Source organism: Prosthecobacter algae (genome assembly GCF_039542385.1).
Taxonomy (GTDB): domain Bacteria; phylum Verrucomicrobiota; class Verrucomicrobiia; order Verrucomicrobiales; family Verrucomicrobiaceae; genus Prosthecobacter; species Prosthecobacter algae.
On record NZ_BAABIA010000010.1, the window covers coordinates 52,051 to 76,222 of the forward strand.

At 60.5% G+C, this 24,172-nt stretch carries 20 protein-coding genes; 6 read left to right on the top strand and 14 right to left on the bottom strand.

Features of this window, described 5'->3' with window-relative positions:
* The gene (locus tag ABEB25_RS20805; protein WP_345738368.1) at positions 1 to 402 is read right to left on the bottom strand and encodes a hypothetical protein; all 402 of its coding nucleotides are present in this window, start codon (positions 400 to 402) and stop codon (positions 1 to 3) included.
* A gap of 23 nt (positions 403 to 425) precedes the next feature.
* Complete coding sequence (locus tag ABEB25_RS20810) at positions 426 to 734, bottom strand: hypothetical protein (RefSeq protein ID WP_345738369.1); 309 nt, start codon at positions 732 to 734, stop codon at positions 426 to 428.
* Positions 735 to 1,247: 513 nt separating this feature from the next.
* Between ABEB25_RS20810 and pdhA the strand changes: the two genes are divergently transcribed.
* Together pdhA and ABEB25_RS20820 are read left to right on the top strand one after the other, a co-directional pair.
* The gene (pdhA, locus tag ABEB25_RS20815; RefSeq protein WP_345738370.1) at positions 1,248 to 2,324 is read left to right on the top strand and encodes a pyruvate dehydrogenase (acetyl-transferring) E1 component subunit alpha; all 1,077 of its coding nucleotides are present in this window, start codon (positions 1,248 to 1,250) and stop codon (positions 2,322 to 2,324) included.
* Between the two features lie 183 nt (positions 2,325 to 2,507).
* Entirely contained in the window at positions 2,508 to 4,052 is a 1,545-nt protein-coding gene (locus ABEB25_RS20820) for a Gfo/Idh/MocA family protein (protein WP_345738371.1), read from the top strand.
* A gap of 456 nt (positions 4,053 to 4,508) precedes the next feature.
* Here the strand turns inward: ABEB25_RS20820 and ABEB25_RS20825 are convergent, their stop codons facing one another.
* Entirely contained in the window at positions 4,509 to 5,114 is a 606-nt protein-coding gene (locus ABEB25_RS20825) for a hypothetical protein (RefSeq protein ID WP_345738372.1), read from the bottom strand.
* 84 nt (positions 5,115 to 5,198) lie between these two features.
* Here ABEB25_RS20825 and ruvA point away from each other — a divergent pair, with 84 nt between their 5' ends.
* Positions 5,199 to 5,807, top strand: a complete 609-nt coding sequence (gene ruvA, locus ABEB25_RS20830; RefSeq protein WP_345738373.1) for a Holliday junction branch migration protein RuvA — start codon at positions 5,199 to 5,201, stop codon at positions 5,805 to 5,807.
* Between the two features lie 9 nt (positions 5,808 to 5,816).
* Here ruvA and ABEB25_RS20835 read toward each other — a convergent pair whose 3' ends face one another.
* Positions 5,817 to 6,545: a hypothetical protein gene (locus ABEB25_RS20835; RefSeq protein WP_345738374.1), complete on the bottom strand. Its 729-nt coding sequence runs from the start codon at positions 6,543 to 6,545 to the stop codon at positions 5,817 to 5,819.
* An 83-nt stretch (positions 6,546 to 6,628) separates the two neighbouring features.
* Here ABEB25_RS20835 and hemL point away from each other — a divergent pair, with 83 nt between their 5' ends.
* Both hemL and ABEB25_RS20845 read left to right on the top strand, forming a co-directional pair.
* The gene (hemL, locus tag ABEB25_RS20840) at positions 6,629 to 7,915 is read left to right on the top strand and encodes a glutamate-1-semialdehyde 2,1-aminomutase (RefSeq protein WP_345738375.1); all 1,287 of its coding nucleotides are present in this window, start codon (positions 6,629 to 6,631) and stop codon (positions 7,913 to 7,915) included.
* Between the two features lie 195 nt (positions 7,916 to 8,110).
* Positions 8,111 to 8,893 (top strand): FkbM family methyltransferase, encoded by a 783-nt coding sequence (locus ABEB25_RS20845; RefSeq protein ID WP_345738376.1) that lies wholly within the window; start codon positions 8,111 to 8,113, stop codon positions 8,891 to 8,893.
* Here ABEB25_RS20845 and ABEB25_RS20850 read toward each other — a convergent pair.
* Genes ABEB25_RS20850 through ABEB25_RS20860 form a run of 3 tightly spaced genes read right to left on the bottom strand, consistent with a single transcriptional unit; the run spans position 8,874 to position 12,943 of the window.
* On the bottom strand, positions 8,874 to 10,379 hold the full coding sequence (locus ABEB25_RS20850; protein ID WP_345738377.1) for a lipopolysaccharide biosynthesis protein: 1,506 nt from the start codon (positions 10,377 to 10,379) through the stop codon (positions 8,874 to 8,876). The genes ABEB25_RS20845 and ABEB25_RS20850 overlap by 20 nt on opposite strands.
* 55 nt (positions 10,380 to 10,434) lie before the next feature.
* Positions 10,435 to 11,592, bottom strand: coding sequence for a prenyltransferase/squalene oxidase repeat-containing protein (locus tag ABEB25_RS20855; protein ID WP_345738378.1), 1,158 nt, complete (start codon positions 11,590 to 11,592; stop codon positions 10,435 to 10,437).
* Positions 11,593 to 11,632: 40 nt separating this feature from the next.
* On the bottom strand, positions 11,633 to 12,943 hold the full coding sequence (locus tag ABEB25_RS20860; RefSeq protein WP_345738379.1) for a class I SAM-dependent methyltransferase: 1,311 nt from the start codon (positions 12,941 to 12,943) through the stop codon (positions 11,633 to 11,635).
* Between the two features lie 526 nt (positions 12,944 to 13,469).
* Between ABEB25_RS20860 and ABEB25_RS20865 the strand changes: the two genes are divergently transcribed.
* Positions 13,470 to 13,823, top strand: a complete 354-nt coding sequence (locus ABEB25_RS20865; protein WP_345738380.1) for a cupin domain-containing protein — start codon at positions 13,470 to 13,472, stop codon at positions 13,821 to 13,823.
* On the opposite strand, the gene ABEB25_RS20870 is transcribed toward ABEB25_RS20865, so the two are convergent.
* The 7 genes from ABEB25_RS20870 to ABEB25_RS20900 all read right to left on the bottom strand — a co-directional run bounded on the left by ABEB25_RS20870 (position 13,820) and on the right by ABEB25_RS20900 (position 24,132).
* Positions 13,820 to 14,419 (bottom strand): hypothetical protein, encoded by a 600-nt coding sequence (locus ABEB25_RS20870; RefSeq protein WP_345738381.1) that lies wholly within the window; start codon positions 14,417 to 14,419, stop codon positions 13,820 to 13,822. The two genes, ABEB25_RS20865 and ABEB25_RS20870, sit on opposite strands and share 4 nt — an antisense overlap.
* A complete protein-coding gene (murJ, locus tag ABEB25_RS20875; RefSeq protein ID WP_345738382.1) occupies positions 14,416 to 16,035 on the bottom strand; it encodes a murein biosynthesis integral membrane protein MurJ in 1,620 nt (539 codons plus the stop codon). The genes ABEB25_RS20870 and murJ overlap by 4 nt, the downstream gene beginning before the upstream one ends.
* A 66-nt stretch (positions 16,036 to 16,101) precedes the next feature.
* Positions 16,102 to 17,631 (bottom strand): sulfatase, encoded by a 1,530-nt coding sequence (locus ABEB25_RS20880; protein ID WP_345738383.1) that lies wholly within the window; start codon positions 17,629 to 17,631, stop codon positions 16,102 to 16,104.
* 89 nt (positions 17,632 to 17,720) lie between these two features.
* A complete protein-coding gene (locus tag ABEB25_RS20885) occupies positions 17,721 to 20,987 on the bottom strand; it encodes a protein kinase domain-containing protein (RefSeq protein WP_345738384.1) in 3,267 nt (1,088 codons plus the stop codon).
* A 202-nt stretch (positions 20,988 to 21,189) separates the two neighbouring features.
* Positions 21,190 to 21,513, bottom strand: a complete 324-nt coding sequence (locus tag ABEB25_RS20890; RefSeq protein ID WP_345738385.1) for a hypothetical protein — start codon at positions 21,511 to 21,513, stop codon at positions 21,190 to 21,192.
* Positions 21,514 to 21,824: 311 nt separating this feature from the next.
* Positions 21,825 to 23,201: a hypothetical protein gene (locus ABEB25_RS20895; RefSeq protein ID WP_345738386.1), complete on the bottom strand. Its 1,377-nt coding sequence runs from the start codon at positions 23,199 to 23,201 to the stop codon at positions 21,825 to 21,827.
* A 22-nt stretch (positions 23,202 to 23,223) separates the two neighbouring features.
* Complete coding sequence (locus tag ABEB25_RS20900) at positions 23,224 to 24,132, bottom strand: sugar phosphate isomerase/epimerase family protein (RefSeq protein WP_345738387.1); 909 nt, start codon at positions 24,130 to 24,132, stop codon at positions 23,224 to 23,226.
* Positions 24,133 to 24,172 lie beyond the last annotated feature (40 nt).

The window sequence follows — 24,172 nt, forward strand, 5'->3', positions numbered from 1 at the left end:
TTAGCACAGCTCTAAAATTGTTCCATGTGGAACAAAAAGAGGTTGGTTTAGGAACTCTGGGCCATGGCCGAAAGGAAGATAAGGCTCACCGGAACCGAGATCAAAAGGGCCAAAAAGACCATGACTAAGGCGATGAAACCTTGGTAACCCCTCTCTTTTTTGCTCAGAGCGACGACGCTGTCCCGAGCAGCAAGGAGTAGCAAAGCGACGTGAACGAAAGCGGATGGCCACATATGAGGCGAGGAAACACGTCTGGCTGATACCTCCGGAAATCCCCAGTTTGGTTTTAAAAAGTGAAGCGAGTAGCAGCGCGGCCGCCCCGCTCAGCGGCCAGGTAAACCAAACTCGCAGCGTGGTGATCATTGCCCGTTCTGCGGGATTGTCAGAAGGGGTGGCGCTCATGCGAGAGGATCAGTGCATTGGTCTCAGAGAATCTGGCCTGAAATGGCGTCCGTTTCCAGGAAGATTTTCAGGGCTTCATCCGTCTCGACAGGGGCCTCTGGCTGGGTGACAAACATGGTGGAATTGATGATCCTGGGAGTGCCAGGGCTCGGGATGTTTAGCACTTCCGCGCCATGAAGGATGGCAAGACCGGGCAGGGGAGAGGCTGCTGGAAGCCAGCTGTTGTTGAGGATCACGATCCGGGTTTGGGCATCGTTCCAGCCGGGCACTTCCTGAGTATAGGCTTGCAAAGCCTCTCGCCCTTCCTCGGTGAACATGGGATAAAAACTCACGAGGTGACAGGCCCAGATCCGCAGCGCAGCGGGAGTAATCGGAAACGAGGAAACGGCTGGTGACCGCGCTGGGCTCATAACCGAGCATCAAAAAGGAGCAGGCCGGGCCACCGTCTAAATGCAGACGGGTGGTTTTCTTTTGGTCAAAACGACCCAGGGAATAGTAGGCCAAGGATTGGCCATAGGTGGTTTGAAACAGTCGGGACAACTGTTCTCTCAGCCACGCCATCGACCGCCGGAGTTGAAAGGAATCGACCTGGCCAGGCAGGCTGAGGCAGGCAAAACCAGGTTGAGATAGATCCTGGCGAAAGACTTTGGTCGCCACCCAGTCTGGCAGTGCCGAAGGCAGGGTTGCCTCCGCGTCGAGGTGAAGATGGCAGTCTTCAGGCTTCTAAAAAGCAGGCATCATCCATGCTACTTCGAAGGGAGTGGCTCTGTCCAGGTTCTGTTGGCTTCATCGGACTCCTGACTTGCTTCCCCCCTTCATCCGGCTAGTATCTTCTTCCCTCAACTATGGCCACTAAGACTGCTCCTTCCGCCAAATCTGCTGATGCACCGATCAATGCCAAACTGACTGCGGCAGACAAGATTGAACTGTATCGCAAGATGGTGCGGGTGCGTCGTTTTGAGCAGGTTTCCCTCCAGCATTATCAGGCCGGTCGCATGGGTGGTTTCCTCCACCTTTACATCGGCCAGGAATCTGTGGCGATTGGTTGTACTTCCCTGATGGGTGAAAACGATCATGTGATCACGGCTTATCGCGACCACGCCCACGCTCTCGGAGTCGGCATGTCCATGAATGAGTGCATGGCGGAACTTTTTGGCAAGGCCACCGGTTGCTCCAAAGGCAAGGGCGGCTCGATGCACTACTTTGCGCCGGATAAGAATTACTGGGGTGGCCACGGCATTGTCGCTGGGCAGACCCCTCTCGGCCTGGGCCTCGCTTATGGCCTCAAGTATCGTGGCCTCAAAGGCGCAGCGATGTGTTTTCTGGGCGACGGCGCTGTGAACCAGGGTGCATTCCATGAATCCCTGAACTTGGCGGCCCTTTGGGATCTGCCGGTCATTTACGTTATCGAAAACAACGGCTACTCCATGGGCACCAGCCAGGAGCGCTCCTCCGCCTACAATGAGAATCTGGCCAAGCGTGCCGAAGGTTATGGCATGGCCTGGGATTCATTCGTCGGTGAAGACCTCTACGACGTGCGCGCCCACGTGCAGGTGGCGATTGACCGCGCTCACAATGAGAGCAAGCCGACGATGCTGGAAATCGCCACCTATCGCTGGGAAGGCCATTCCGTGGCAGATGCGAACAAGCTCAAGTATCGCACCAAGGAAGAAGTGGAGAAGTACCAGAAGGAGCACGATCCGATTCAGGTCTGGAAGCGCAACCTCCTTTCGGAAGGTGTGGCGACGGAAGACGAGCTGAAGAAGATCGACCGCGAAGCTCAGGCAGAAGCAGAAGCTTCGGCAGAGTTCGCCAAGGTCAGCCCCTATCCGGAGCCTGAAGCCATCTTCGAAGACGTGTACTGGGAAGTGGACAACAAAACGGAAGCAGGTGCAACCGGACGCCACTTCTTCAACGATTGACACGCTTTTGGTTAGGCCGCAGGCGCTAAAGAATGCGCTTACTGCGGCCTTTGGCATAAAAGTATCCGATTCGGGCATCACGTCAGAAGAAAGGTTGCACCTTGTCTGTCGTATTGAGTAAGTTGTGATTTACCGCGACGTGCGGAGCGAATCCGCGTGCCCAAACCTAACCCTATCTTCGTCATGAACTCAGCAAACACCAGCCGCCGCACGTTCCTGCGCGGCACGATCGCCGGAGCTGCCGGCCTTGCCACTTTGCCCACCTGGGCGAAACCCCTCGGTGCCAACGGTGAAGTCCGTGTTGCCGTCATCGGCTTCAAATCCCGTGGTTCCGGCCACATCGGCAGCCTGCTGAAGATCCCAGGCGTGCGTCTGGTCGCCCTTTGCGATGTGGACAGCGAAGTGATGGCCAAGCAGGTGGCCGCCCTCGGCAAGCGTGAGACGCCGATCAAGGTGAAGCAGTACAAGGACTTCCGCGAGTGCTGCGCCGATCCGGACATTGATGCCGTGACCATCGCCACCCCGAACCACAGCCACACGCTGATCGCTCTGACTGCGATCGCCAATGGCAAGCATGTGTATGTCGAGAAGCCTGTCTCCCACAACATGTGGGAAGGCCGCAAGCTGGTGGACGCCGCCGCCATCGCCGAGAAAAAAGGCTTGGTGGTGCAGCACGGCATGCAGCGCCGTTCCGACCTCGGTTGGGCCTCCGCCATGGAGTACATCAAGAGCGGCCAGATCGGCAAGACCACCCTGAGCCGTGGCATCAATTACAAGGCCCGCAAGAGCATCGGCAAGCTGGATGCCCCAGTGCCTGCGAAGGACGTTTTTGCCGCCGGCACCTTCAAGGGTGTGGATGGCAAGGCCAGCCAGGGCGAGCTCGACTACAAACTCTGGTCTGCACCGCGCCCGATGCTGCCGGTGAACCGCTCCCAGTTCCACTATGACTGGCATTGGCAGTGGGCCTATGGCAATGGCGACATTGGCAACCAGGGACCACACCAGCTCGACGTCGCCCGCTGGGGCCTGGGCAATCCTTCCGTTCTGCCGAAGCGTGTGATGAGCTTTGGTGGCCGCTGGGGCTACGATGACGATGGCGAGACGGCCAACAACCAGATGGCCTTCTATGACTATGCTGAAGGTGCGCCTCTGCTGTTCGACAACCGCGGTCTGCCGATGAAGGACATGAATTGGGCCAAGGGCGCAGAGCCCGTCTATCGCATCAATGGCAAGACCTCCGCCCCTCGTATCGGCAATGTCATCCATTGCGAAGGCGGCTTTGTTGCGGAGTCCAAGGCTTACGACAACGACGGCAAGGCGATCCATAAGTTTGAAAACTTCCAGGATGGTCCTGACCACATGCTGAACTTCATCAACTCGGTCCGCGCCGGCAAGCTGACGAAGGATGTGCTGCACGTCTCCCACGGCTACCATGCGGCAGCCCTGGCCCAGATGGCCAACATCTCCTACCGCCTCGGCAAGCAGATCTCCAACGACGAAGTCAAGGAGCGCCTCAGCAACAGCAAGGCCGCCCAGGAAACCTTCGATCACTTCGTGGAAAACCTGGTCGCCAACAAGATCGACATGAAGGCCGAGATGGCCCAGGTCGGCCCATGGCTGGACTTCGATCCTGTGGCTGAGAAGTTCACCGGTGAATTCGCTGAAGAAGCCAACAAGCTAGCCAATGGCGAATATGCCGCTGGCTTTGAATTGCCTGTGATCAGCTAAGTCTTACGAAGACATTCTTGAGAACGCGGAACCTGGAAACAGGTTCCGCGTTTTTTGTTAGGCGTTGGGCGTTTCTCCCGTTGGAGCCCTTCAATCCTTTTGTGATGCGCTCTGGACATGAGGAGGTGTGGAGCGGTGGAGTGGTTTTCGGCGTGTCGATCTGTCCTGGCATCTTTCCCAGACTGACGGCGGGACGCCGTCACACCTTGAACCGTTCGTGGTCGTTTGTGTGAGACCAAGAGCTTGTATGACGCGGGGGCAGACGACGATCGCTGGCATCCTTGCAGGATGCGACGGTGGGTGGGTATGATTTTGGCCTAACCAGGGGTGCGTTGGGGCTTTGTGTGTCCCGGGAAAGACGGGTAATCCGGCGGTGGGGTGGGTGGAGCTACCGGGTTTTATGCGCCGGACACACCCGTCCTACCTACGCAAAGCGGGCGAAGCGGGAGCTTGGGGTTACTGGACAAAGCTGCCGACGACCTTGGGCACCCCGCCTTTTTGGATGGCGAAGATCTCGGGACTGGCGGCGCGGGGATCGGTGCGAAAGCGGTCGGCGAGGTCGGGGGCGAATTCCTCGAGGGATTCGGGCTTGGCGGGGAAGACGAAGAGGGAGTGGCGATCCGGCAGGGCCACCCAGATTTCAGGGCCGAAGAGCTTTTCGAAAACGGCGGGCAGGGAAGGGGCGATGAGCAGGGAGGCGATGAGGGGCTGCTCGCTGCGATAGACGGCATACTGGGCTTTGCCAGCCGCGTCTTTGATGATGGTCGGCTTTAGGGCGGCCAGCCGCTTGTCGGCCACCTTTTTGGCCCGCTCCGCAAAGGTTTCGACGCTGAGGCCCAGCTTTTTGAAATCCTCAGCCGAGTAGGCCATGATGCCGGGAACATCGGTGAGTTCCTTGGCGGGGGTGAGCACGGTGAGTTCGGCACCTTCGGGCACGATGGAGAGGGCGCTGCGCATGACGACGGGCTCGGGCAGCAGCAGCAGTTCTTCCAGACGGCGTTCGGGCGTCTGGGCCATGAGGCCGCCGAGGAGGCAGAAAGCGGCGAGGAAGCAGTGTTTCATGGGGCCTCAATGGAGCACGGGTCCCGCGGCTGCGCCAGCATCAAAGACCTTGCACGCGGGGCGAGTCCCGGCTTCATGGAGCGCATGATCGCATTCCTCCGTGGCAAACTTGCCGAAGCCTACCCGCATCAAGCCATCGTGGACGTCGGAGGGGTGGGTTATGCGACAAACATTCCGCTGACTACCTTTGACAAGCTGCCGCAGCAGGGCGCGGAAGTGCGGCTGCTGACGCATCATCATGTCACGGAACGCGAGCACACCTTGTTTGGCTTTTTCACGGAGGATGAGCGAGACCTCTTCCGCTTGCTGATTGACCGCGTCTCCGGCATCGGGCCGAAGATGGCGCTGTCTGTCCTGAGCGGTATGCCGGTAGCGGCTTTCAAAGATGCGGTGATCCGCAATGACACGGCCGCCCTGGCACGGATCAAGGGCGTGGGCAAGAAGACGGCGGAGCGCATCGTGCTGGAATTGAAGGACAAGGTGGGAGTGGTGGATGCCTGGCAGGCGGCCGAGGTGGCGCGGGGCACGCATGATCCGAAACAGGCGGCCATCAGCGATGCCGTGCTGGGTCTGATCGCCCTGGGTTACAAGCAGAGCGAGGCGCAGAAGACGGTGAATGAGCTGGTCAAAGCGAGCACGGAGCCAGTGCGCGCCGACAAGCTGATCCGCGAGGCGCTGCGGGCGATGCAGTAAACCGTCGTACTACCAGCCAAAGAAGATGGGGCCGGGGACGATCTTCACCCCGCCGCTGCCCAGGGGGTTGCCCTTGGTCTCCTCGATGCTCTCCACGACGTTTTCTTTGAGGTTCACGCTCATGCTGCCGGTCTCCACTTTGATATAAACCACGGTCTGGATAGGCCTGCCCAGCGCATCCAGGCCGGTATTGTATTGGGGGATGCGGTCATAGACGACGTACTCCAGTTTCTCTTCCTTGCCGCTGGCGCTGAGCTTGCTGGACTTGCGGTTGGGCTTGCCCAGGCTGGCGTGGACTTCCTCGCTGGTCATGCCGAGCGCGATTTGCTTGGCGGCGATCAGAGCCTCCACCTCGGTCTGGCGCTGGTGGAGTTTTTTGAGGTTGGGGACGAGGTTGGGGTCGGGGGAAAGTAGGTCGTCCATGCGCATCCAGCCGGAGACATCGCCATGACGGGCGCGGCCGCGAACGCGGTAAGCGGTGTCCGAAAGGCCGACGAGCTTCACCAAAGTGCCAGGGGCCATGGAGCCGAGGGCCTGATCCATCTTGGAGCGGCTGTAGATGGGAGATTCCTGGAGCACCTTGAGAGTGACTGGCTTCTTCAGCATGTCCTCCACATCCATGGTGCCGGGTTCCGGGGCCAGGAGGGAGGATTTGCGCGAGCTGGAGAGCTGCGCGGAAGCCACGCTGCCGACGGCGAGGAAACCAAAAACCACGAGGAAAAGTGGGGCCTTGTTCATGACGGGAGTGAGACTATCAAAGTCTGACGGGTTCAGGAAAGCTTTTGTTCGACGTGCGGGAGCTTTCGCGTATCCGTTTGGCAATGTCTAACGGACCTCTCTCGACCAAGCTCTTCGAACTCGCCAAGCAATACATCCCCGGCGGGGTGAACTCGCCCGTGCGTGCCTTCCGGAATGTCGGCGGGGATCCTTTCTTTGTCCGGCGGGCCAAGGGCTGCCGCATCTGGGATGTGGACGGGCGGGAGATGATTGATTTTGTGGGTACCTGGGGTCCGGCGATTCTGGGTCATGCGCCCGTTTCAGTCATCGAGGCCATCCACACGGCAGCGAAGGACGGGGTGAGCTTTGGCATCCCGAATCCTTACGAGGTGGACATGGCGCGGACGATTTGTGAGTGGGTGCCTTCGGTGAAAAAGGTGCGTTTGGTCAGCAGCGGCACGGAAGCCACGATGTCGGCCATCCGTCTGGCGCGCGGTTTCACCGGGCGGTCCCGGCTGGTGAAGTTCGATGGCTGCTACCACGGCCACTCAGACAGCCTGCTGGTGGCAGCGGGCAGCGGGGCGCTGACTCATGGCCACCCGGACAGCGCGGGCGTGCCAGCGGCCTTTGCGGAGCTGACGAGTGTGCTGCCTTTCAATGATGAAGCCGCCCTGGAAGAGCTCTTTGAAGCCAAGGGGCATGAGATCGCCGCCCTGATCGTCGAGCCCTATCCGGCCAATGCCGGCCTCATTTTGCCGAAGCCCGGCTTCCTGCAGAAGCTGCGCGACATCACCACGAAGTACGGTGCAGTGTTGATCTTTGATGAAGTGATGACCGGCTTCCGCCTCGCCAAGGGCGGGGTGCAGGAGCTGGAAGGCATCACGCCTGACCTGACCTGCTTTGGCAAGGTGATCGGCGGTGGGCTGCCGGTGGGGGCCTTTGGCGGGCGGGCGGATATCATGGATTACTTGGCACCGCTGGGGCCAGTGTACCAAGCCGGGACCCTGAGTGGGAATCCTTTGGCGATGGCCGCAGGTCTGGCGCAGCTTCGCGAGCTGGAGCGCCAGCAGGGCTTTGCGTATCTGGAAGAAATCGGTCAAGTGATGGAAGACGCCGTGCTGGACGTGCTGAAGCGCAAGGGCCTGGGCTACCGCTGGTATCGCAAAGGCAGCATGTTCTGCCTTTTCTTCACGGAGACGGAGGTGCATAACCTGCAGGATGCGAAGACCTCCGACCTGGTGGCGTTCCGGAAGTTCTTCCACCACTGCCTGGACCATGGAGTTTACTTTGCCCCCAGCCAGTTTGAGACCGGGTTCATCAGCATGGCTCACGCCAAGGCGGACATGGAGCTCACGGCAGAGGTGGCCGCAGCGGCCCTCGCGTCTCTGTAATGGCTGTGCAGGTGCAGCTTTCCCGGGCCCAGTGATGTGAGCGGGAGAGGCAGTGCAGGCAGGGAGGTGTGGGCGGCTGAAAGTTGGCCGCCCGCCCCAAAATCTTGTGGCCAAGAGCAAAAAAGTAACCACTAAGAGGCCTGCCTCATCTCCCACAGGTCTTCAGGCACAGAGTTCAGGAAACCAGACCGCCCCATGAAATCCCTCCTTCGCAAAATCCTCGAAGTGTTCTTTGCAAAGTTCGGATACAGCTTGGCCCCGACCAAGAAGTGGGAGGAGTACCAGAAGATCTATCTGCGGGACAAGATCGGTGGCCCCAGCGCCAAGCATCTGGCCCGGCTGCTGGAGACCTATCCGGTGGACTGTGTGTTTGATGTGGGGGCCAATGACGGAGGCTTTGCTGAAATGCTGAGGAATGAGGTCGGCTACAAAGGCTGGATCATCTCCTTTGAGCCGCTGAAAGAAGTCGCCGAGGTGCTGGCCAAAAAGGCGGAGCGCGACCCGAAGTGGGAAGTCATGACCGATGCCCTGGGTCGGGAGACGGGTGAAAAGGAGTTTCACCAGATGGCCGGGGACGTGTTCAGCTCCTTTTATCTGCCGGATCCTGACCAGCCGACAAAATACACGGATTCCAACCGCGTGTTGCGCACACTGCCCGTACAGGTAGAGACCATCAATAATCTCTGGCCGCAGATCAAGCAGCGCCTTGGGGTCAAGATGCTGCTGCTGAAGATGGACACGCAGGGCTTCGATGCTGAAGTCTTTGCTGGGGCCAGCGCCTGTCTGGACGACATCCCGATTGTGATGTCTGAGATTTCCTGCATTCGCCTCTACAAGCAGGCGCTGACTTTTCAGGAGGCGCTCGCTTCTTACGCCGCCTCCGGCTATGTGCCCAGCCTGCTGAATTCGATCAGCTTTGATGACCGCCAGGCAGCCATCGAAATGGATGCCTTGCTGGTCAGGAAGAAGCTCGACTGAGCTTCTTTCGGATCTTCGTCCACACATCGTGGTGTTCCTGTTGGCTGAGCATCAGCACAGGCAGCAGCAGGGCGCAGACGGCGGTATAGCCCGAGCCTGCGAGAAAGAGGCTGGGATACTCCGGTCTCACCATGCCATTGAACAGCCAAATGCCGAGCAAGGGCGGCCCGCAGGTGCGAAGGAAAGAGAGGAACAGATGCTTGAAGAGGTACTCGAAGGGGGAGATGTGAATCACCTTCGCCACCATGATAGGCAGCACGATCAGCCGGGAGAGCAACATCTCCACAGCGATGGCCGTGACTACACCTTGTAGCCCCCAGAAGGAGCCCAGCACCACGCTGAGGATGGCACTGAAGGCCCCCCCGATGATGGACATCCAGGACAGCCAGTGGTTCTTGTCCAGCGTGTACAACAGGTTGTGGGCTGGGTACTGCGCAAAGTAGAGCAGGTGAGGCGCGGCGACGATGTGCAGCACATCGGTGGCGCCCCAGAGATCCGGGCCCACCCAACGGTGAAAGAAGGGAGAGGCCAGCCAGCAGGCCCCGATGACAGCAAACATGCTGAAGGAGGCGGCCCAGCGGGAGCAGCGGAGAAACATCTCCCGCAGCCGCACATCGTCGCCGGCGCCATGCAACTGACTGAAGACTGACATCACCGGCCCGCCAAAGATGGCACCCACCATGTCCTGGATGATGGTGATCAGGCGCATGCCGATGGAATACAGCGGCACGGCGGACAGCCCGCTCACCCGGTCCACCACCACGGGATTGAGATTGCCCCGCAGGGACTCACCGATCATCAGGATGCTGATGGAGCGGGCATAGCGGAGCATGTTCTGACGCAGGTCTTTGACCTCGGTCGTTTCGGCGGCGGGAACGTGCGTGGGCACCAGCGGTGCGGCAAAGCGGTAGAGCAGGAACAGTTCCACCCCTTCCATCAAGATCTGCACCAGGGCCACGCCCACGATGGAGGGGTTGTGGGCCAGCAGCCAGATCAGGAAGCCTGCCTGGAGGAGTGAACGAATGATGGAGGCCTGGGCAATGAGATCGTAGCGCCCGTTGGCCCGCAGAAACACCACGGGAATGCGGAAGCGGAACCTCAGCACCAGCATGAGGCAGACCAGGAGCAGGGCGAGCTGGAAGTCATCGTGCCGGGCACCGGAGACCGTCAGCCCAGAGACCAGGACGATGATGGGCGTGAGGATCAGCAGCAGGCCGGAGATGTATCGAAAATACTGCCTCACGGTGGTGAAAATGAGACCCTGCTGGTCCACATTGCCCACGCCGACAGCCATCCCCAAAAAACGGGAGGCGGAAAAGGTGATGCCCATCTCCAGCAGGGCACCATAACCCGAGATGGAGGTGACGAGTACCCAGAGGCCGTAGCCTTCGACCTTCAGGGATTTGACCATGGCCGGTGTGATCACCAGGGTGATCGCCACCTTGAGGATCAAATCCAGGACGTTGATGCCCGATCCACGAAACAATCTGCTTTCAGAGAACCTTCGTTTGGGCGTTTCAGCGTTCGGTTCGGTGGCCACTCTAGATCTTTGAGGGTGAGGGGGATACGTTTTTTATATCACCTTCCAAAGTGCAGGCATCAATGAGAAACTTGCAGGCCCAGTTAATGAGCTGAAAGCGGCAGTAGTCCCCGCTCACAGGTAGGGAACCTTTCACCCCGCCGCAGAGGGGGGAATCTTCCTCCCCGATATGGAGCGTGCGGCGCACAAACTGGTTGGCCATCTCGGCCGCTTTCAAGTACTCAGCCCGTCCGGTATCCTGGTAGAGCATCAGCCAGCAGATCGCTGTCTGGGAAAGTCCCGTGAGGCAGATCCAAGGCACGGCAGGCTTCCAGTTCGAATCCAGCCGCCCGGGCAGCGCACCTTCGGGCGTGAGGGTTGTGAGCAGGGCATCGGCCGTCTGCACAGCGGCTGCGAGCAGGGCGGGATCGCCGGAAAAGCGGTAACCTTCGAGAATACCGCGCAGCGTGTAGGCGATCGAGTGGGTCAGCGGCGAGTTTTCATCTTTGCCGAGGCCGCAGTCCTGGTACCAGCCATTTTCCTGTTGGCGGGAGACAGCCCAGCGGATGTTGCGCAGTCCGGCCTCGCCATATGAAGCCTCACCTGAGACCCGTGAAGCCTCCAGAAGGCCCCAGGCGACATGGGTTTCCCAGACGTGATCGCCAGGGGTGGCAAAGGGATTTGGATGCCGCCAGGCCCCGTCCGTATCCTGCACGCTCATCAGCCACTGGGCGGCACGATGCATGGAGGTCATGTAGGGGCCTCCAAAGTTTGCTGCCGCAGCGGCGAGACCCAGCAGGATTTGGCCAGTGTCAAAAACCACGGGCGCGACGACCGCAGAGTGCATGTGACTTCCCCGGAAGGCCCCATCGGGCATCTGGATGGAAATCAGCCAGTCCATCATCCGCTGGGCCGCCTCGGCAAGCAGGGGGCAGTTCCGCCGTTTGGCATGCTCCAGCAGGGTCGGGATGATGTAGCCAGTGGTTTCCGGGTAGGAAGCAGCCCAGCCAGTGACCAGGCTGTAATGACGCGCTACGCCACCATCGGCGGAGGCAGAGTTTTTTTGGGCAAGCAGGATCCATTTCAGGCAGGCTTCGATAGCACGGTCCGAGCCCGGATCCTCCTGCAGACCGTGGACAAGATCCCGGAAAGTTTCCCGCTGGGCTTCCCAGGGAACCATCCACCGAGAACTTTTTTTGAAAATGTATTTAGCGGTCTTTTTAAGCGCTCGCATGTGTCGTGCCTTTCAGAAGAGGTGCCGGTTGTCCGTGCGCTTTTCGTTCGCCTACCCAGGCCAGGAACAACCCGTCTGTTCCTGAAATCCCGCCGTGATCAATTTGGTCCAGGACCTTCACGCGGAAGCCGTGGTCCTCCATCCAGCCAGTCATGGTCTCTTTGCCAAACCACTGTTCCCAGTCGCAAATCTGCAGGCTGCCCAGCTTCCGGACATCCTTGTCGAGGATCAGCAGGCGGCCTGTGGGGCTGGTGATGCGGCTCAGCTCGCGGACTCCTGCCTGGATGTTCACGGCGTGCTCCAGCGCCTCCACACAAAAGACCAGATCCGCCAGGCCATCCGGCAGGCCGTTATTCAGCAGCGTGCCTGGGCTGGCGTGAATGCTGGCGGGCAGCTCTCCCAGCATCGTGGTGGAAAGGTCCACGGCATAGGCTTCGATCTCCGGATGCCTTTCCTTCAGCAGCTTGATGAACCGCCCCTTGCCGCAGCCAATGTCGGCGACGACTTTCGGCCGGTATTGGGCCACCAGATCATCCACGATCTTAAAGCGCCCGTCATCGGCCGCGATCTGGGTGGGGAACCTCGGAGCTGTGGCCTCAAAGGTGCAGACCACGCGGTCACGCAGGGTCTCCAGAAAGGTAGCCGCCCGTAGCAGAGGAGAAAAACCGCCCTTTTCAGCAGGCACGGTTCCAAAGAAATTCTTGTGCCCTTTGGATTGTAGAAAGGCCCCATAGGCTGCTTCACCCGCTTTCAGATCCCCGGCCATGAACCAGGCCGAAGCCATTTCCAGCAAGCCGGTCAGGCAGTGCCGCTCCGAGAAGGCAGACTCTGGAAACATGCCCTTCTCGGACTGATGCGCGGCGGCCAGTTGGAGCAGACCTTCTGCCGACGCTCGGTCACCTTGGGTGAGCAAAAGCTTAATGCCGCGACCCAGTTGCTGCGAAGGCAACTGGCCAGAGCGCCAGGCAGCCTCAACGGTAGCAGCCAGTTCGCCACAGGGGTGCGCGGGGCTTTCAGCCGCTAGCCTTTCACGCACTTGCTTTAGGGCATCTCCCTGCCGGAGGATCTCTGGCTTGAGCGAGGCGGTCAGCAATTCGCTTTCCGGAACGGTCTTTGAGAGGGTTTCCAAACCCCAGGCCCGGGGCTGCTGGAGAAGATAGACTTCCAGACTGAGGGCGATTTCACGTTCACCCCACCAAATGAGAAGAGGCATCAGCCGCAACAGGGTGGCCACTTCGCTTGCAGAAAGAGGGTGGGAGTCTCGGATCTGCGGCATGGAATCCCGAAGGATCTTCATGGCCGCCTCAAAAACATCCACCGAAGGTGAGTTTTTGGGGTAACTTAGCCAGTGTTTAGCCCTTAACATCTGAAGCCAGTTATTAAGCTTAAAATACTTAGCGATCACAGTTCTTTAAAGAAAAATATTAGCCAAGTTCTATTGGGCGGATAAGCTCGACTTTGTAGGATAACGGAAAATATGGCGTTATGCAAATAATTAATAATTTGCTGAAAGGGAAATCTTTATCTGTAGATCTGCCTGTTACTCAATGTGATGGCCTGGATTCAAGGATTCGAAAGCATTCGAGAGGTACGATTTACCTTTAGTATAACATAACTTCGCAGACTATCGATTGCCAGAGAGAGTTGCACAATGCCTGTTTTTAGAAATGAGTAGCCATGACTCTCTCAGGGTTAGCTACTAAAGGCTGTTACATTCGTGCAGCTTGCAATCCAAGATTTCAAGAAACGTTTTGATCACAGGGTAAAATTCTGGAGGAAAGCATGTTCACTTGTGAAATGACTTCTGCGTTTCAACCTGGGTCATGTCCTCGCCCCGCTACGCAGTCGCCCAGTTGGATGAAATTCCGCCGACACCCTGTCCCTGTGGTCAGGCCAGACGGGCCTTCAATGAACCCTGGAACACTCTGGCCACCGTGCATCTGACGGACATCCATGCGGATGCGAAGCTGCACTACCACCAGAAGATGACCGAAATTTACATCGTCTTGGAGGGCGAGGGCTATCTGGAACTGGATGGGGAACGCATCCCGCTGAAGCCGATGACTTCCGTGATGATCCGCCCGGGTTGTGTACATCGGGCTGTGGGGAACCTGCGCATCATCAATGTGCCCATGCCGCCCTTTGATCCGGCGGATGAATTTGAGGTGGAGGGTTAACGGCGCAGTCCCTGCAGGCGGGACTGCATGTCCTCCAGCACGGGGGCGAGTTCCATCTTGGCTTTGGTGGAGGCATTGCGGAGAAAGAAGATGGGGTCTTCCTGGATCATGCTGTCCATAAACTCGCGGTCTTGTTCCGAGAGGCGGTCGCCTTCCTGGGCTCCGCTACGCAGGTTTTTCATGTCGCCGCGCATCCGGGTGATGAGGCGTTTGCGCTCCTCTTCGGGGATGGCTTTCAGGCCCCGTTCCAGGCGGTCGAGGTAGGGGTCCACCGTGCGGTTGACGTATTCCTTTTGCTCGTCCTCGGTGAGGGAGGCAAAGAACTTATCCACCACCGCTTGATCGTCTTCACGCAGCCGCCTTTTATGCTGCGCATCCAGGCGGTTGAGGTGGGTGATGACTAAGTTCAGATGTGGCTGGCGGGATTCGCGGCTGCCTTTGGCGTCCCCCTTCAGCCAGGGGCTTGCCTCCATGAGGGCGGTGACTTTTTCCGGCCAGGAGACGAGGTGGTCCGTCTGCTGCATGACCAGGGCGACGCCGCACCAGATCAACAGCAGGGCGGCGGCGGCGATGAGCCAGATGCGCGAACGTTTCATGACTTGGGCCGGAAGCGCTTGGAGACGATGCCCATGAATTCACCGGCCTCCTCCACCCGCAGCTTTTGCGTGATGAGGAAGTACACGCCGCCAGCCACGGCAATGGTGGCCCCCAGGGAGGCGACCTGGGTGATGAAATTCATCGTGGCCCAACCCGCCAGAAGGGTCTTTTGGGCCCCCAGGCACACGGCGGCCATGCAGCCGATGCCCACCATCAGCTTCAGCAGTGTTTGGCTGAGGGAACGGGTTTCCAGACCGTGGGCAAACTTGCGCATGCAGAGATAGAGCGTGGCAAAGTTGGCTGCCAGGCCCACGGCGGTGGCCCAGGCGAGGGCGGTGTGGTCCCAGCCCAGGATGAAGACGCTGGTGTAGTTCAGCACGAGGTTCAGCACGATGATGCCGATGCTGATCAGCATGGGGATGAAGCGCTTATCAATGGTGTAAAAGGCAGGCTGCAGCACCTTGATGGCGGAGTAAAACACCAGGCCAAAAGCGTAGGCTTGGAGAGGGCCGGCGGTGTTCAGCACATCATTCGCGGTGAATTTGCCGTGTTCAAAAAGCACAGAGATGATTGGTTCTGCCAGCAGGGAAAGGCCGACGGCGCAGGGCAGGGTGAGGAAGAGCACCAGCCGCAGGCTCTTGGCCAGGGCACCGCGAAAAGCTGGGGTCATGCCATCCGTCGCCAGGCGGGAGAGCATGGGCAGGGTGACGGTGGCCACGGCCACGCCAAAGAGGCCCAGGGGCAATTGCTGCAAGCGCTGCGCATTGGCCAGCCAGGCCAGGGAGGATTCCTTGCCTGGGGTGTAAGAGGCAAAGATGGAATTGAGCAGCACGGAAATCTGGGTGCCGCTGGCCGCCAGCATGGAGGGCCACATGAGCCGCAGCACATCCCGCACACCGCTGTCCTTCCAGCCGAAATCCAGGCCAAAACGAAAACCCACGCGGCGCAGGGAGGGCAGTTGCACCAGCAACTGCAACACGCCGCCGATCAGTGTGCCAAAGGCAAAGCCGGTGAGGCCCTTTTCAGTGATCTCCCCGTTGCGGAATCCAGGATCAATGAGCCAGGCGAGAACCACACCGCCCACGATGCAGCCGAGGTTGAAGAAGGCCGAAGCCACGGCGGGGATGAAGAAGACCTTCTTCGAATTCAGCATGCCCATCACCAGGGCGGTGACGGAGACGATGGCGATGAAGGGGTACATGATCTGGGCCAGCCAGGTGCCCAGCACCTTGGCCTCCTCCGAAAGGCCCGGAGTCAGCAGGCGAAAGATCCAGGGGGCCAACACCACCCCGGCCAAGGCGACCATCGTCATGAAGCAGATGGCCAGGGACAGCATCTTGCGTCCCAGCACCCAGGCCGCCTCGTCTCCCTCGTTCTTAATCTTCTTGGAAAAGGTGGTGACAAAGGCGGTGGAAAGAGCGCCTTCGGCAAAGAGGTCTCGCAGCATGTTCGGCGTGCGAAAGGCGGCGGTGAAGATGCCGGTGAAGGCGGAACCGAAGAGGCCGTTCAGGAGCTGGTCTCTCACCAGACCCAGCACACGGCTGCACAGGATAGCGATGGAAACGACGCTCGTGCTGCGTGCTTGGGAACCCGTGTCTTTCTTCTCTTCACTCATGATGCAAATGCGGCGGCACCTTCGATGGTGCCGCCGCTCTGGCAATCATATTCCTGAAAGGGATGGTTACGGATCGGTGAGGTTGGGAGCCCACATGCCAGTCTCTTTGACTTTGGGCGTCACGCCATCCGCCGGGTAGGTGGTTTTCACGATGCCAGCGAGTTGGGTAGAGAGCTCCTTGACGGTCGCTGCGTGGTCGGGTTTTTCCGCGAGGTTGGTCAGCTCTTTGGGGTCGGTGTCGTGATCATAAAGCTCCCGGCCTTCTTTGCCATCTGCCCACTCGGTGTAGCGCCACCGCGGCGTGCGCAGGGAGTAGCCAAAGATGCGTTTGCCATTGTCCCCCGCTGCGGCGCTGGCCCCCATGCGCTTGAAGCCGCCACCGCGCACCACCTGGCTGATCACCCAGCCGCGACCTTCAGCCTTGGGGTCTTTGAGCATGGGAACCAGGCTCTGACCCTGGAGATTGGCCGGGGCCTTTACGCCGCAGAGTTCGGTCAGCGTGGGATAGAGGTCAATGAGGCCCACCGGGGCTTGGGCGACAGCTCCTTGGGTGACACCCGGGCCTGCCATGATGAGGGGGACGCGGGCGCTTTCTTCAAAGAGGCTCTGCTTCTGCCAGAGGCCGTGCTCGCCCAAGTGGTAACCGTGGTCGCTGGTGAAGACGACGACGGTGTTTTCGCTCAGGCCCAGGCGGTCCAGGGTATCCAGCACGACACCGGCCTGGGCATCCATGAAACTGATGCTGGCCAGGTAAGCCTGGAGGGCTTGGCGGCGGAGATCATCGGTGAGGTTGTCCTGCTCCTTTTTGTAGCTGCCAAGGGCGTGCTTGGGCAGGTCGGCCTGGTCTTCCTTCACGCCTTGGACCACGGGCATCTTGTCCACTGGGTAACCTTCAAACCAGGTCTTGGGGGCAATGTAAGGCGTGTGGGGGCGGAAGAAACCGAGGGCCAGGAAAAACGGCCGCGACTTGTCCTTGGTGCAGCGTTCCAGCACCCAGGCGGCCTCGCGGGCCATGAGGCCATCGGTATGCTTTTCATCGGGATTCGGTGAGGCATACCAGCTCAGCGTGCCGCCGTAGCTGCCGGGGATGAGGCTGAAGGTGTGGTCCATGTCCTCCATGCGGTCGCTGCCCGTGGGATTGATCTCCATTTCCCAGGACCCCGGGTCATCGTGGCCATTGGTGCCGATGGAAAGGGGGACGTTGTAATGGTAGAGCTTGCCGATGCGGGCCGCGAAGTAGCCGCTGAGGCGGAAGGCCTGGGAGAGGCTCTGGTGGCTGGGGAGGGTCTGGCGAAAAAGCTGGCCGTTGGTGAGGATGCCGTTGGTGTTGGGGTAGAGGCCCGTGAGCATCGAGTTCCGACTCGGGCCGCAGAGGGGAAACTGGCAGGCGGCTTTTTCAAAACGCACCCCGCGTGCGGCCAGCTTGTCGAGGTTCGGCGTTTTCGCCAAGGGGTGGCCGTAGCTGCCCAGGCTGGTATTCAAGTCATCGGCAATGATGAAGAGGACATTGGGCCGGGCTTTTTCGGCAGCGGGCAGGATCGCTGGGACCAGAAGTCCGAGGCACAAAAGGAGACGGAGAGAACGCGCGGCAATCATGGTGGTGAGGTGGGAACCGGCGCTGAAACGCCAAGGGCTGCCCGCTTCTCTCCAAGGAAAATGCCAAAGCGCAGTGGGGCGCAGGGATTTCACTCCCCAGCCATCTTGACCCGGTAGCGCAGGGCCTCGGTGTGGGCACCGGGGTCTTTCTTCTTGGCCAGCTCCTGGACGTACTCTTCCAAGGGTTCATCCTCCTGCGGGGAAAGCGGGCGGATATCGGGGTCGCTCATCAGCCAGCGTGCCCAGCGCATGGCGGTGGCATCCTTGTCGTCTGCCTTTTTGGGCACTTGGGCCAGGGCATTGTGTACCTGGGCCAGCCCCAGGGTCTGGGCTTTGCCGTCTTCGGAGAGACGCCGCCGGGCCTGCGTCTCCGCGAGATTGAGGAACCAGTCCGGCAGCGTTTCCGGTGCCTGCGGCATGGGCAGAGAGAACCAGCCCTGACCTTCCATGCGAAAGACCATCTTTTGACCGTCGGCGCTCACATGCACCTCCGTCAGCCCACTGCCCTGGCGCAGGCCGGGGGTCAACCCATCGCCGGTGCGGGCATCCCAGACGCGGATTTCGCCCTCATCCGTGACGGTGACGAGATGACGGCCATCGCTGCTCATGGCCAGGGCATTGACGAAAGATTCATGGCGGATGGCAATGCCGGTGGCCTTGCCGCTGGGCACATCCCAGAGCCTCACTTCCTGGTCCCGGCCCGAGGTGGCGGCCAGCGTGCCATCTTCCGAAATGGCCACGGCACCGACGGCCGGAGGGTGGGTGAAGGAGGGACCCACAGGCTGGAAGCCGCCCGCCACCTTCAGCACGGAGACACGCCCCATGCCATCTGCGATGGCGAGGTGGGTGCCCGCACGGTTCCAGGCGCGTGTTTGGGCCTCCAGCACGGCGGGCGGGGCATCCTTCGGCAGCGTGGGCGTTTCCAGGTAAAATTCATGCGCCTCGGCCAGGTAGCGCCGGGTAGTCATGCGCTGGTAGGTGCTCCATACCTGCACGCTGGGCTCATGCCGGGGTGCGACGATGAGCATGGAGCCATCGGGCGTGACGCTGATCTGGGCGATGCTGTGACGTAGCCGCTGGGCCACGCGTTCGCCCGTCACCGTATTCCACACCTGCATCTCGCCGTGGCGGGAGACGCTGGTGACGAGCCCCTGCTCCAGGGCCTGGGCAGCGGTGAGAATCTCGCCATCGTGGGCCTGGGCCGGGGTGCGGGGCTGGCCCTTGGTCAAATCCCAGGCGTGCAGGTAGCCGCGGCTGTCGCCCACGGTCAGGGTACTGGCATCGGCATTCATGCTCAGGCACATGACGGAGGAAGGGTGGCCCAGGGGCGGCAGCAGCTCCGTCTCCGTGCGGAAGTTACCGACGTGGACGGTTCCCGAATGCAGGCCGACGGCGATCATTTCGCGCTCGCGATGAATCGCCAGGGAGGAGATGCCGTCCCGGGTTTCAAAAGGGTCGCCGATGGTTTTGCCACTGCTCAGATCCCAGACGACGGCCTGGCCTTTGACGTCCTGGCTTTCCACCACATGGGCCGCAGCCACCAGGGTGCCCAGGTAGTCGAGAGTGACCAGATGGACGGGAAAGGCGGCTGAATTCAGCACCCGTCCGGGCCGGTCCAGATGGCGCATGTCCCAGACCTGGATGGTGCCACCTTCACCACCGACCGCCAGAATCTGCCCATCGCCGGAGAGGGCTAGGCTGAGCACAGACTGCGGCAGCTTTGGCTGCAGCGGTGCATGCGTGCCATCGGTCAGGGACCAGCGTTCCACCTGCCCGTTGTCCAGGGCCAGGATCACGGTCTGTCCATCCTGAGAAACCGCCAAGCAGGTGGCGATGGTCTGGCGGGGCAGGGCGTGGTCGGTGCGCTCATGGGTGGTTGTGTCCCAGATGCTCAGCACGGATTTGGGGCTGCCTTTGTCCGACTTGGGCTGGACGGTGGAAACGGCCACCGCTTTGCCCGCTTGCCGGCTCAGGGCCACCAGTCTGGCCTCCTGCGCTCCAGGTGGCAGCGGTAGATCCGGCGTGGTGGGGTGCAGCAGGTGCTTGTGCTGCAGCAGGCTCAGCAGGTTGGTGGCGGCCAGGCGGTTGCCAGGGTCGGTGCGCAGCGCGCGGGTCAGCCAGGCCACGGACTCGGTGTAGTCGCGCCGCTCGGTGAACTGGCGGGCCATGACCTCATCCGACCGGGAGTATTCCTTTTTCAGGTTGCTCCCGGCCTCCTCGGCGGCCACGCGGTTTTTTTCCGCTTCAAAGTACAAGGCGGTGCTGGTGATGCCGCCGGCGAGGACGGCCAGAGCGATGGACACCCCAGCCGCTACACCGACCTGATGCCGCCGAACAAACTTCCCGATCACGTAGGCGCGGCTGGGGGGGCAGGCGCGCACGGGCTCATGCCGCAGGTAGCGGCGCAGGTCATCGGCCAGATCGTCCGCATTGCCATAGCGGCGGGCAGGATCGCGCTCCAGGGCCTTGAGGATGATCCAGTCCAGATCGCCTTTCAGGGAGGACTCGCGGGAACTGGGTTTGGGTGGATCGCGCTCCACCTGGTCCCGCAGGATCTGGTGCAGGGGCTTTTGCGCGATGTCCATGGGCGTCACCAGGGCCTTGCCGGTGAGCAGCTCCATGAGGATGGAACCGAGGGCATAGACGTCGGACCGCGTGTCCACATGGGAGCTGCCGTGCTCGATCTGCTCCGGGCTGATGTAACCGGGTGTGCCGACGAGCTGGTCCATCCCGGTGGCCAGGGTCTGGCTGACGTCCTTTTGCTCCAGCACCTTGGCGATGCCAAAGTCAATGACCTTGGGGACGGGGTTGCCGTCCTCTTCCATGACCATGACGTTGGAGGGCTTCAGATCCCGGTGGATGATGCCCTTTTGGTGGGCGTGGTTCACCGCCTGGCAGACGGGAATGAAGAGTTCCAGCCGCTGATTGAGCGTGAGGTTTTTTTTGCTCGCGTAACTGGTGATGGACCGGCCCCTCACCAGCTCCATGACGAAGTAAGGCTGCCCGCGCTCCGTTTCGCCGGCATCCAGCACCCGGGCGATGTTCGGGTGCTCCATGAGCGCCAGGGATTGCCGTTCCGTATCAAAACGGGCGATCACCTGCTGCGTGTCCATGCCCGCCTTGAGGATCTTCACCGCCACCAGCCGCTGGATGGGCTGCACCTGCTCCGCTTTGAAAACGAGGCCAAAGCCGCCTTCACCCAGCTTTTCTAAAAGCCGGAACTTCCCTTCCAGCCAGCCGTCGTTGTCCTTCAGCAGATCGGCGGAGCGGACCCCGTTGCCGCGTGTGCGGGTGAGCGGGGCCTGGGTCAGGCTGCTGCGTTGGCCCTGGGTGATCAACGTCACATCCTCGGGCACGTCGCTCGCGCGCTCGGGATTCTCAGAAGGTGATGGAGACGGTGGAGTCACAGCAAGGAGCGAAGCAGCCTCAAGCACGCAGGAGACCTGAGTGCAAATGAAGTTATGTAAACGATGCCGCCAATCTCCCGTCTCTCAGCGTGGGATCAAGGGAAGAGCGATGTAGGAGGTGCCGATCATGCCGATTTTGCCATCGTGTCCATCATCGGTCATCCAGTGCCAGGTGCCCTCGCTGCCAAAGCGGCCACGTCAGTCCTGGGCGACACAGACGTAGCCGTGCTGGGCATAAGATTGGCCCAGTTTTTTCGCCCTGTCCTTGTTGTAGGGCAGGCGTGAGGATCACCGGGTAACGGCCTGGCTTTTCCACGCCGCCCTCCGCAGGCAGGTAGAGATCTGTGGCCAGTTTGACGCCATCACGCATGGCTACCTGCACATTCGTTTTCACCACGGCTTCCTCCGCTAGGGCGGGGGCGGTGAGTAGGCACAGGGTGAAGAAAAGCCAGGGCAGGGAAGGGAGCGAATGCATGACACTCAGACTACGGGCCGACACGGTGCCCTTTTATGCCGAAAGCCAATCTCGGAGGGAAAGTATCGAAGCGCGTCATTAGTGTGAATCACCCGAAACTCCCCGGATCAGCTTCGCTCTGCTGGTGTGTAGCCTTTAGGCGACCTCTCAGTGTCTCGCTGCTTTCCAGAATCGCCTAAAGGCTAAACACCAGCAGAGCGAGCGAGGCATGTCCTTGACGACTACCTTTTGGCTGAGCCACATGCGCTCAATGGGCGCGGCACTGAGGGTGCAGGTGAAAAAGCCAAGGCAGGTGAGGCTGCGAAAAAGGGTCATGCAAGGGAAAGGATCTGGCGGATGCCTGCGCTCATGAGGTCGTCCATGGCAGGGGCGCAATTGGCAACGGTCACCTCATAACCCCCTTGGGGAAAAGCTTCCTTCACCGGGATGTACCAGGCACCGCCATCCCCATAGGCGGCGGTGGCCACGAAGCGGCCAGGCTGCATCTGCTGGGCGCGAAGCTGATACTCCAGAAAGGACTCTGCCGGCAGGTGCAGCATGGAGATTTCATTCACATGCAGGGCACTGAGGATGATGGGCGTGCCTTTGGCGATGCGCTCCATCCAGGCCAGGCGCATGGCGGGGCGGATGCGGTTGGCTGGAAGGTTTTTCGGGTTGGTCAGGGCCGCCTGTTCTGTCTCCTGAGTGAAGATGGGATTCACGGCTGGAAGCAGATCATGGGTCTTCCAGGAGACTTGAGTTACAGGCTGCGGCTTCAGGTTTCTTTCAGACGCCACCATGCCCTCATAAATCCGCCGCGTGAGCTGCACGCGGGCCTCGGGGCTGCCGTCGTTGTATTTGCCTGCGGCGATGTTGCCGGAGGCTCCAGTGAAATAGATGTGCGTGCAGCCGGGTTCCTCTTTCTGCCGCTGCTTGCGCGCCAAGCCTACGAAGTCGCTGCTGACGTGGCCTTTGCCATAGTGGCTCATGGGATGCGTGGCGTAGTAGTGGCAGGCCAGCACTTTTTCCGTGCCGTCATAAAACGCCACGGTCTTCAGCATCGGATCAATGAGGCCTTCTGTGAGCGCGATCAACTCGGCATCCTTGCAGGCGCTGCCCCGCATTTTCAGCACTTTGCCATCGGGCCCCAGGGCCACACGGCGGTTGCTGGCCACCTTTTCCACGCGGCCCTCGCCCTGAGCGACATGGGTGACCGGGCGCGCACGGGGCAGGGCGGCCTTCACGGCCTCGCTTGCGCGTTTCAGGCAGTCATTGAAAAACGGCATCTGCACCAGCGAGAGGCCGGCGTTTTGTTGAGCGGCCAGTTCTTCACCGCGCAGGCAGACAAACGGCGCATCATGCTGATGAACGCACTGCACGGCCACCCGCTCCGGCGTGGTGCCTGCGGCTTCGGCCAGGGCGGTTCTCCAGGCGAGGTGAGCCTCATTGAGAATCCCTGTCCAGTCCACGGCACAGACGACTACGGGCTTGCCAGCACCTAACAAAATGTATCCAATGGCTTCCAGGGCATCCTCGCAGTCCACCACCGGGGTGATCCAGCCGCCACACAAAGGATGACCTGCGGGAGGCGTGACATCGAAGCGGAAAGGGGCAATGCGCAGACTTTCCGAGGAGGCGGCAATGGCCTCAGGAAGAATGCCAGCGGCGAGGGCGGCCTGAAGAAGGCGGCGGCGGGTCAGGGATGGCATAACAAAATATGCTGCAAAAAAATCAGAGGCCAAATGCAGTGTCCATCTGCTGCGAGACTCCAGTAAGGTAGGCCAGATCACCGCCGGCCACTTCAGCCGCCAGCCAGCCGTGGTAGTTGATCTCCAGCAGGGCCTTGCGCACATCGGCATAGTCAATGTCGCCTTCACCAATCGGAGTGAACTTGCCCTGCGCCCGGGAGAAGCCTTTGACATCGAGCTTGAGCACCCGCTTGCCGAGCTGGCGGATCCAGCCGCCCATGCTGCCGTATTTCCAGTGGTTGCCGATGTCGAACTGCATGCCCACCCAGGGGGAGTTGAATTCGTCCACGTATTTCACGAACTTGTCGGCGTTCTGGTCCGCACCGCCGTCGTGGTTGTAGAGGAACTGGTTCCAGACGTTTTCAATCACGATGGAAACACCCAGCTCGGCGGCCAGAGGCACGGCCTTGGCGATGTTTTCCACCGAGCGCGGCCAGATCTCGTTTTCAGGCCCGTCCTCGCCTTTGCCGACGACCAGCAGCACGCTGTGACCGCCGACGGCGCGGGTATCCCGCAGCGCGGTTTTGAGGTCGGCCAGGGCCTGGGCCCGGGTGGCTGCATCGGCACTGGTGTGGCGGATTTTCCAGTGGCTGCCGCAGACGGTGCCATCCACAGGCAGGCCAGATTCGGCGATGGCCTTCTTCGTCTCTTCCACGTCCATGCCGGGGGCGTTCATTTCCACGCCCATGAACCCGGCCTGTTTGGCGGCCTTGAACTTGTCGGTCAGGCTGCCGTCCACCTTGATCATGCCGATCTTCAGTGTCTTATAAAGACGGCCCGCGAGGGCGTGCGGCACCCCGGGAGCGGCGGCGAGATTTTGCCAAGCAGGCAGGGCGGCCCCGGCGGTGAGAAGCGAGGCACGATGGAGAAACTGGCGGCGGTTGGTGATCATGATGGGCGAGTGGGTACAAACGCACCATCAGGCACGTCTT

Coding starts and splice junctions, on each gene's coding strand:
- pdhA (WP_345738370.1), top strand. CDS start 1,248: ATGGCCACTAAGACTGCTCCTTCCGCCAAATCTGCTGATGCACCGATC.
- ABEB25_RS20825 (WP_345738372.1), bottom strand. CDS start 5,114: ATGAAACACTGCTTCCTCGCCGCTTTCTGCCTCCTCGGCGGCCTCATG.
- ABEB25_RS20855 (WP_345738378.1), bottom strand. CDS start 11,592: ATGGTTCCCTGGGAAGCCCAGCGGGAAACTTTCCGGGATCTTGTCCAC.
- ABEB25_RS20805 (WP_345738368.1), bottom strand. CDS start 402: ATGAGCGCCACCCCTTCTGACAATCCCGCAGAACGGGCAATGATCACC.
- ABEB25_RS20845 (WP_345738376.1), top strand. CDS start 8,111: ATGAAATCCCTCCTTCGCAAAATCCTCGAAGTGTTCTTTGCAAAGTTC.
- ABEB25_RS20860 (WP_345738379.1), bottom strand. CDS start 12,943: ATGAAGATCCTTCGGGATTCCATGCCGCAGATCCGAGACTCCCACCCT.
- ABEB25_RS20870 (WP_345738381.1), bottom strand. CDS start 14,419: ATGAAACGTTCGCGCATCTGGCTCATCGCCGCCGCCGCCCTGCTGTTG.
- ABEB25_RS20890 (WP_345738385.1), bottom strand. CDS start 21,513: ATGCATTCGCTCCCTTCCCTGCCCTGGCTTTTCTTCACCCTGTGCCTA.
- ABEB25_RS20820 (WP_345738371.1), top strand. CDS start 2,508: ATGAACTCAGCAAACACCAGCCGCCGCACGTTCCTGCGCGGCACGATC.
- hemL (WP_345738375.1), top strand. CDS start 6,629: ATGTCTAACGGACCTCTCTCGACCAAGCTCTTCGAACTCGCCAAGCAA.
- ABEB25_RS20900 (WP_345738387.1), bottom strand. CDS start 24,132: ATGATCACCAACCGCCGCCAGTTTCTCCATCGTGCCTCGCTTCTCACC.
- ABEB25_RS20865 (WP_345738380.1), top strand. CDS start 13,470: ATGTCCTCGCCCCGCTACGCAGTCGCCCAGTTGGATGAAATTCCGCCG.
- ABEB25_RS20880 (WP_345738383.1), bottom strand. CDS start 17,631: ATGATTGCCGCGCGTTCTCTCCGTCTCCTTTTGTGCCTCGGACTTCTG.
- ABEB25_RS20895 (WP_345738386.1), bottom strand. CDS start 23,201: ATGCCATCCCTGACCCGCCGCCGCCTTCTTCAGGCCGCCCTCGCCGCT.
- ABEB25_RS20835 (WP_345738374.1), bottom strand. CDS start 6,545: ATGAACAAGGCCCCACTTTTCCTCGTGGTTTTTGGTTTCCTCGCCGTC.
- ruvA (WP_345738373.1), top strand. CDS start 5,199: ATGATCGCATTCCTCCGTGGCAAACTTGCCGAAGCCTACCCGCATCAA.
- murJ (WP_345738382.1), bottom strand. CDS start 16,035: ATGAGTGAAGAGAAGAAAGACACGGGTTCCCAAGCACGCAGCACGAGC.